Annotated in this window: 6 protein-coding genes; 5 read left to right on the top strand and 1 reads right to left on the bottom strand. The window is 74.1% G+C overall.

Translation table 11 applies throughout. The features are described from left to right. Positions 1 to 23: 23 nt before the first annotated feature. On the bottom strand, positions 24 to 1,301 hold the full coding sequence (locus tag ACFWM7_RS32755; protein ID WP_383267727.1) for a hypothetical protein: 1,278 nt from the start codon (positions 1,299 to 1,301) through the stop codon (positions 24 to 26). A gap of 153 nt (positions 1,302 to 1,454) precedes the next feature. Here ACFWM7_RS32755 and ACFWM7_RS32750 point away from each other — a divergent pair, with 153 nt between their 5' ends. From ACFWM7_RS32750 to amiA, 5 genes are all read left to right on the top strand, one after another. Then, the gene (locus ACFWM7_RS32750) at positions 1,455 to 2,441 is read left to right on the top strand and encodes an ABC transporter substrate-binding protein (RefSeq protein WP_383267725.1); all 987 of its coding nucleotides are present in this window, start codon (positions 1,455 to 1,457) and stop codon (positions 2,439 to 2,441) included. Beyond that, entirely contained in the window at positions 2,438 to 3,499 is a 1,062-nt protein-coding gene (locus tag ACFWM7_RS32745) for a FecCD family ABC transporter permease (protein WP_383267722.1), read from the top strand. Before ACFWM7_RS32750 ends, ACFWM7_RS32745 begins: the two co-directional genes overlap by 4 nt. Before the next feature lie 118 nt (positions 3,500 to 3,617). Further along, positions 3,618 to 4,685, top strand: a complete 1,068-nt coding sequence (locus ACFWM7_RS32740; RefSeq protein WP_383267720.1) for a FecCD family ABC transporter permease — start codon at positions 3,618 to 3,620, stop codon at positions 4,683 to 4,685. Between the two features lie 59 nt (positions 4,686 to 4,744). Next, positions 4,745 to 5,656, top strand: coding sequence for an ABC transporter ATP-binding protein (locus ACFWM7_RS32735; RefSeq protein ID WP_383267717.1), 912 nt, complete (start codon positions 4,745 to 4,747; stop codon positions 5,654 to 5,656). A gap of 71 nt (positions 5,657 to 5,727) precedes the next feature. Next, positions 5,728 to 5,862: a streptamidine family RiPP gene (gene amiA, locus ACFWM7_RS32730; protein ID WP_257136712.1), complete on the top strand. Its 135-nt coding sequence runs from the start codon at positions 5,728 to 5,730 to the stop codon at positions 5,860 to 5,862. The last annotated feature ends 44 nt before the right edge of the window (positions 5,863 to 5,906 follow it).

Here is a 5,906-nt window from a genome sequence, read left to right as displayed (position 1 = left end):
GGCCACCACCCGCGACGCCGCTCTCAGCGGCCGACCGGATCGGCGTCCGCTCCGTCCCCGGGCATGACGAGGGCGAGGTGGCCCCCGTCGTCCAGGGGGGTCGGGACGGTCAGGGTCGTGAGCATGGCCGCCCGGTCCGCGTCGAAGACGTGGACCTCACCATGGCCGCCCCGGCTGACCGCGACCAGGCCCCCGCCGGGGGAGGCGGCGACGGCCCGCCGCTGCACGCCGTCCCAGGGGGTTTTGCCGGGCCGCGGCGCACCCGCCATGGTGGGCAGGGGCAGCCGCGCGTCGACCTCCGGGCGGGGTCCGGCGGTCGGGGGCGCGGTGAGCAGGATGAGTTCGTCGCCGTCCGGGTGGACCCGGGTGTACGCGATGTGGCGGGCGGTCACCGCGAGCCGGAACACCAGTCCGGGGCCCAGCTCCAGCCGGCCCGTGGCCCCCGTGTCGAGGTGGTGCCACCAGGCGTCGTTGGGCCAGTTGGGCCACTGTCCGGGGTCGCCCGACCCGCCCCGCACGCACGACCAGAGCATCCGCCGTACGGGGTCGAGCCGCAGGTAGTAGCCGCGCCCGCCGGACCGCCCGTCGGCGGACCAGGAGAGGGGAGCCTCGGGGGTGAGGTCGTCCCCCTTCCGCAGTGCGCGGTGCACCCCCGACCCCGCGGCGGCGAACACCCGCCCGGTGAGCGGGTCATGGGCGTCGCCGTGTCCGTCGTCGTCCGGCAGGGCGATCCGCCGCACCGGTGCCGCCGGCGGGCAGGAGGGGGCCGAGCGCATCAGCTCCGGGTGCCGGTGGACCAGCAGTTCGCCCGGTTCCCGGTGGCGCAGCACCACGAGCGGGGACGGGCCGCCGAGGACCGTGACCCCCGGCTCGCCGGTCCGCCCCCGTACGCGTACGGCGACGGCGCCGTCCGGTGCGTCGAGATCGACGGCGGTCAGAAGTCCGGTCCAAGCCTCCTCGTTACGGCCGAGGCCGGTGGTCACCGCGAGGCGCCGCCCTCCCGGGTCCGCCGCCAGATGCTCGGCGGGGACCGCGACCGGTATCCGCCGCCGCACCAGCGGCCGGCCGGCGTCCGGACCGTAGGGGTCGAGGACCAGCAACTCGCCCGCCCGGTCGTCCACGCAGGCCGTGAGGCCGCCCGGCAGGGCGAGGAAGCCCGCGTGCTCGGAGAGGTGCCGGTGGTGCAGCTCCGCCCGCTCGGTGCCGTCCGGGAGGTCCAGCAGGCTGACCCGCCCCGCGACATGGTCGGAGACCAGCAGGCGCGGCGGAGCGTGGGGCGAGGGGCGTGGGGTGTGCGGCATGACGGGCTCCTGGGATCGGCGGAAACCTTGCTGATTTTATTGGAAATGATAATCATGTGTAAGGTTTCGGCCTGTGGCGGGGACCGCTCCCGGGGCTCCGCCGCCTGCTCTGCCGCATCCCCGGGGCCACACAGGAACGTTGAGGGACCGTCGATGCCACGAACCGCGCTGAGAGTCCGCCGCTGGGCCGCGATCGCCGTACTGGGAGGCCTGCTGGCCGGCTGCGGCACCGAGAACGCCGACCCCGGGAAACCGGCCGCGGCGGCCGGTGCCGGTGCCGGAGCCCGTACGAGCACCGAGGTGCGGCCCATCGAGGCCGCCACCCGCGTCACCGACGCCAAGGGCGTCACGGTCTCCCTGCCGAAGCCCCCGGAGAAGATCGTCTGCCTGGTCGCCCTCTGCGACGACATCCTCGTCGAACTGGGCCTGACCCCCACCGCCACCAACTCCCAGGTGCTGGCGCACCCGAAGTTCCTGGGCGAGGAGAAGGCGGCGAAGATACCGGTCGTGCCCGGCGGCTTCCTCAGCCCCGAGGTGGAGGCGATCCTGTCCCACAAGCCCGACCTGGTCATCGGCCTGGAGGACACGCACGGCAAGCTGGCCCCCGCGCTGAAGGGCGCCACGATCTTCTGGCCGGTCCAGCCCGGATCCTGGCAGGACAGCGTCGGCTACCTGCGGGACCTCGCCGCGCTCACCGGCCGTACCGCAGAGGGCGAGAAGGCGGAGAAGACCTTCCGCACCCGCCTCGCCCGGGCGGAGGAGGAAAGGAGCGACAAGACTTCCCTGATCGTCTTCGGCAGTGACGAGAACTTCGGGGTGGCCACCCCGGAGACCGATGTGGCGGCCGGACTGTTCCCGAAGATCTCCCACTACCCCTGGAAGAGCCGGGGCGTCGACGGCAGTTACAGCCTGGAGGAGATCCTCGCCCGCGACGTCGACGTCCTGTTCGTGGAGACCCTGTCCTTCGGCGCGCCGGACGGCAAACTCTCCGACAAGCTGGCGAAGAACCCCCTCTGGTCACGTATCCCGGCCGTGAAGAACGGCAAGGTCATCGAGGTCGACTCCGAGGTGTGGGCCAAGGGGCGCGGCACCCGGTCCCTGGGCGTCGTCCTCGACGAGGCGACGGCCGCACTGCGGTGAGGCGTCCGCCCGTGGCGCTGCTCTGCCTGGGCGCGGCGGCCCTGGTGAGCGCGGTCTGCGCGCTCAGCCTCGGCACGCCGTACGTCCCGCCCGCCAGGCTCCCGGCCACGCTGGGGTCCGACGGGCTCGCGGGGCTCGTAGTCACCGAACTCCGGCTGCCCCGCATGGCGTTGGCCCTGATCGCGGGGGCCTGCCTGGGGGCGGCGGGCCTCGTCCTCCAGGAGGCCCTGCGCAACCCGCTGGCCGTGCCCGAGATGCTGGGGGTCTCCTCCGGGGCCGCCCTGGGCGTCGCCGCGCCGCTGGTTCTCTCCTTGGCCGTACCCCTCGGGTTGCAGCCGTTCCTCGCCCTGGCGGGGGCGGCGCTCGGCGGTCTGCTCACCCTGGTCGCCGCCGGTTTCGGGCGGAGCCCCTCGGCCGTCCTGCTGACCGGAGCGGCCGTGGCCGCCGCGCTCCAGGCGGGTCTGCTGGTGCTCATGGTCATGGCCGACCAGCTCGACCTCCAGCTCATCTACCGCTATCTGCTGGGCAGTCTGTCCGCCCGCACCTGGGACGACGTCACTGGCCTGCTGCCCTGGCTCGCCGTGGCCCTTCCGGCGCTGGTGCTGTGCGTGCCGGTGCTCGGAGTGCTGCGGCTGGGCGACGACGACGCACGTGCGCTGGGAGTACGGGTCGAACGGGCGCGGGTGGCCGCGCTCGGCATCGCCGTCGTCCTCATCGCCCCCGTCGTCGCGGTCTGCGGACCGGTGGCCTGGGTCGGCTTCCTCGCCCCGCACCTGGCCCGCCGCCTCCGCCCGGACGGCGGCGCGGCCGGGTGGCTCGTCCGGTCCGCCGTGTGCGGCGCGATCGTCGTGCTCTGCGCCGACCAGCCGGCCCGGCTGGCGCTTGCCCCGGTCGAGACGCCGGTGGGCGCCTGGACCGCCCTGGTCGGGGTGCCGGTCGGGGTCCTGCTGCTGAAGCGGGGGAGCCGGCCCGCCCGGGACCGGGCACCCGTGGCCCTGCCCGTACCGGGGAGTCCGCCGGACGCCCCTGCGCCCGTTTTGCGGAAGGCGGAGCGATGAACCGCCATGCATTCCTGACCCTGCGGGGGCGGCGTGATGACCTGCCACGCATTCCTGATCCTGCGGAGGGTGGTGTGATGACCTGCCACGAGGCTCTGACCCCGGGGAGGGCCTTGTGGTGACCCTCCTCGAAACCGCGCCCGGTCCGGCCCGCGGAGCCCGCCGCGCCCTGCGGGCGCCGGGCGTCCGGATGGGCGGCCTGGCGCTGATCGTCGCCGCGGTGGCCTGCGCCGGTCTGTTCGCCGGTCGGGGCGTCACCCCCGAAGGCGTGCGGGCCGTGCTGTCCGGGGGCGGCGACGACCCCACCGCCGAGCACATCGTGCTCCAACTGCGGCTGCCCCGAGTGCTGGTGGCACTGGTCGCCGGAGCCTGCCTCGGGGTGGCCGGGCTCGTGCTCCAGTCGGCCCTGCGCAATCCGCTGGCCGGACCCGAGGTCACCGGCGTCACCCCCGGCGCGGTGCTCGGTGCGGTGACCGCGACCGGTCTCGGACTCGCGGGCTGGGAGTCCCCCACCGCGGTGGTCGTGGCAGCCTGCCTCGGCGGCTTCGCCGGAGCGGGCCTGTTGTGGCTGCTCGCCGGGCGCGACCGGGGCGACCCGGAGCAGACCGCCGTCTACGGAGTCCTCGTGTCGGCGGTGCTCGCCGGACTCACGGCAGTGGTCCTGCTGGTGGCCCCCGGCGAACTCGGCAGTGTCGTCCAGTGGTTGATCGGCTCCACCGAGGGCCGGGTCTGGCAGCACTGGAATCTGCTCTGGCCGTGGGCCGCCTTCTGGGCGGCGGCGGCCTGGCTGCTCGCCGGGCCGCTGACCCTGTTGCGCTGCGGCGACGAGCAGGCCTCCGCCGCGGGCCTGGCCACCGGCCGGGGCCGGGGAGCGGCCCTCGTGTGCGCGGTGGCGCTGACGGCCGGTGCCGTGTCGGCGGTGGGCGCCCTCGGATTCGTGGGGCTGCTGGTACCCCATCTGGCGCTGGCCGTCTTCGGCGCCGACCTGCGCAGCACACTTCCGGGCGCCGCACTGCTCGGTGCGGCCGTGGTGTGCGGGGCGGACACCGCGGCCCAACTGCTGTCCCCGCTGCTGGCCACCGCGTTCGACGCGGACCGGCTGACCCCCCCGGTCGGTGCCCTGACCACCTTCGTGGGGGCGGGGCTGCTGATGGTCGTGGCGCGGCGACGGGCGGACGAGCGATGACGGAGACAACGGATGGGAGGAGAGCGAGCGTGGCGGAAGTCCCTGCAGGACAAGTGAATATGAGCGCGACGGAGACAGGGGCCCAGGAAGCGGCTCCGGCCCCGACCTCGGTCCTGGCCTCACCGCCGGATCCGGACCTGGCCCCGGCCTCGGACGTCGTCCGGGCGGAAGGGCTGACCTTCGGCTACCCGGGACGCCCGGTGCTGCGCGGGGTGGACCTGAGCATCCGGGCCGGCGAACTCGTCGCCCTGATCGGGCTGAACGGCTGCGGCAAGAGCACCTTCCTCAAGCTCGCCGCCGGACTGCTCACCCCGAGCGGCGGGCGCGTCCTGCTCGACGGCGACGACGTGGCGCGGCTGCCCCGCCGCACCGCCGCCCGGCGTGTCGCCCTGCTTCATCAAGCGGCACCCGCCGTACCGGGGCTGACGGTACGTCAACTCGTGCGGCAGGGACGCTATGCCACCCGGGGGCCGCTCGGGATGCTGCGGGAGGGCGACGACGAGGTGACGTCCCGGGCGCTCGCGGACGTCGGCGTCACCGCCTGGGCCGACCGGCCCGTCGACGCGCTGTCCGGGGGCGAACGCCAGCGCGTCCGGCTGGCCATGGCGCTGGCCCAGGACGCCCGCGTGCTCTTCCTCGACGAGCCGACGACCTACCTCGACCTCCGGCACCAGCTGGAGGTGCTCCAGACGGTCGTGCGGCTCCGCGCGGAACGCCGGCTGACGGTGGTCATGGTGCTGCACGACCTCAACCATGCCGCCCGGTTCGCCGATCGGATCGTCGCGCTCCGGGAGGGCCGTGTCGCCGCCGACGGGCCCCCGGCCGAGGTGGTCACCCGTCGCCTGCTGGCCGAAGTCCTGGGCGTGAACGGCCGGGTGGGGATCGACGACGAGGGCGGCTGGCCCGTCTGTTACCCAGATCACCCTCTCGATCCCCCTCGGCTATTGCGGAATGAAAATCATATTCATTAGTGTCTGTGCTGCGGCACGCACCAACGCCGCGACCGACACCCGATCGATCCGACCGAATGGAGATCCATCTCATGGAGCACAACAAGGTGTTCAGCCCGATCGCCGACCAGGGTCAGCTCGCCCACCTCTCCGCCACCCACTCGAACGCCCTCGTCGAGAACCCCTTCGACGACGCCGTCGAGGCCGACACCGCGGCCGAGAAGTAAGCGACTCCTGCCGCTGAAGGCAGGAGCCCCGCGCAGCGCGGGGG

Origin of the sequence: Streptomyces sp. NPDC058375 (genome assembly GCF_042723425.1) — a bacterium.
GTDB lineage: Bacteria > Actinomycetota > Actinomycetes > Streptomycetales > Streptomycetaceae > Streptomyces > Streptomyces durocortorensis.
Note: the sequence above shows the minus strand (reverse complement) of the source record. Positions and strands in the feature narration are given on the sequence as shown.

Excerpts from the sequence above, each read along its gene's own strand:
- amiA (WP_257136712.1), top strand. The coding sequence starts at position 5,728 with ATGGAGCACAACAAGGTGTTCAGCCCGATCGCCGACCAGGGTCAGCTC.
- ACFWM7_RS32755 (WP_383267727.1), bottom strand. The coding sequence starts at position 1,301 with ATGCCGCACACCCCACGCCCCTCGCCCCACGCTCCGCCGCGCCTGCTG.
- ACFWM7_RS32735 (WP_383267717.1), top strand. The coding sequence starts at position 4,745 with ATGAGCGCGACGGAGACAGGGGCCCAGGAAGCGGCTCCGGCCCCGACC.
- ACFWM7_RS32750 (WP_383267725.1), top strand. The coding sequence starts at position 1,455 with ATGCCACGAACCGCGCTGAGAGTCCGCCGCTGGGCCGCGATCGCCGTA.